2 protein-coding genes are annotated in these 1,429 nt (G+C 30.8%); one reads left to right on the top strand and one right to left on the bottom strand.

The features are described 5' to 3' along the window. Positions 1 to 654: hypothetical protein (locus tag FLJC2902T_RS15575; protein ID WP_035679349.1), on the top strand; the 654-nt coding region annotated here is incomplete at its 5' end. Between the two features lie 243 nt (positions 655 to 897). Here FLJC2902T_RS15575 and FLJC2902T_RS15580 read toward each other — a convergent pair. Beyond that, positions 898 to 1,245 (bottom strand): hypothetical protein, encoded by a 348-nt coding sequence (locus tag FLJC2902T_RS15580; RefSeq protein ID WP_035679352.1) that lies wholly within the window; start codon positions 1,243 to 1,245, stop codon positions 898 to 900. Positions 1,246 to 1,429 lie beyond the last annotated feature (184 nt).

Raw genomic sequence — 1,429 nt, forward strand, 5'->3', positions numbered from 1 at the left:
GTTAGCAACAATATTATGTCAAAAAAAATCCTTACACTCAACCTTTTATTCTGGCTAACAATTTCGTGCAACAAGTATGACAACCCTATAATAGAAATTGATACTGCTAAAATTCGATTAGAAGCGGCAAAAAATGGATTAACAGTAGAGGAAAATGAAAAACTAAATATATTACTAAATGATTCTGTAATAAAAAATACAATCGGAAAAACTTTACCAAATATTGTAGTCCGGAATATTGCAAATCAAAAGAAAAATTTTTTGGATGAATTAGATAAGTTTGATAATGATTTTATTTTAATTTCTAGTGATGTATATTGTGGTTTTGGCATTGAATGCATAACTGATATTTTTCCAAAATCATATAAAAAATTTAGTACCGAGAATAAACGTGTTCCTGTAATTTGTTTAATAAAAAGAACTGCAGATGATATTAAAGACTCAGAAGCAATTAATAAAACTATTGAAAAGATAAAACCCTTTTATAATTCAATATATATTGTTGACGAAAAAGAAACAAATAAACTAAACATGTTCGTAAATCCAAGCAGAATATATGTAACGAAAAACATGGTTGTAAAAAATATCAAATTTGGAATTGATATTTCTGGAGATTTATACGAAGAGATCAAACAGAATATAGATTTAAATTAAAAGAAAAAATACTGTTGCTAACAGTGGTTTTGCGAAATTTGGGCTTTATGGCTTAATTTAAAGTTGGTTTTGTATTTGTAAACTTTATCTTAAAATCATACATTTGGGCTAACTATTCCCCAAACTTCGCAAAGCCACGGGACGTTAACGGCAACCGACGTGACGAGACGTGAAAACGATGTGATTTAGTTGGTTAGCGAACTCAAAGAAATTACGGAGATTAGTTTTTGACTGCGAGTAAAATTAACTTTCCGCAATTAGATTTATTTGTACTGCAAAGAGAAAACTCTTTACTGCGAATTTAGACCTCCTAACTTCAAGTATATATTTCCTAACTGCAAAGATAAAATTCCTAACTGCGAGTATATATTTTCTAACTGCAAAGTTAAAACTCTTAACTGCGAGTATATATTTCCTAACTGCGAAGATAAAACTCTTAACTGCGAGTACATATTTCCTAACTGCAAAGTTAAAACTCTTAACTGCGAGTACATATTTCCTAACTGCAAAGTTAAAACTCTTAACTGCGAGTATATATTTCCTAACTGCAAAGTTAAAACTCTTAACTGCGAGAATATATTTATTAAGCATATAGAGAAAAATCCTTACTATGAAAAGAAATATAGGAACTCAAGGAAGGCAGCCGTTAACAGCAGTTTGCAGCAAGTGGGGCTTTAAGGCTAAATTTAATGTTGGTTTTGTGTTTGGAAAATCAGTTTTAAATCGATAGTTTTGGGTAACCAATCCCCCACCTGCAGCAAGCTGGCGGGACGTT

The organism is Flavobacterium limnosediminis JC2902, assembly GCF_000498535.1.
GTDB classification, from domain to species: domain Bacteria; phylum Bacteroidota; class Bacteroidia; order Flavobacteriales; family Flavobacteriaceae; genus Flavobacterium; species Flavobacterium limnosediminis.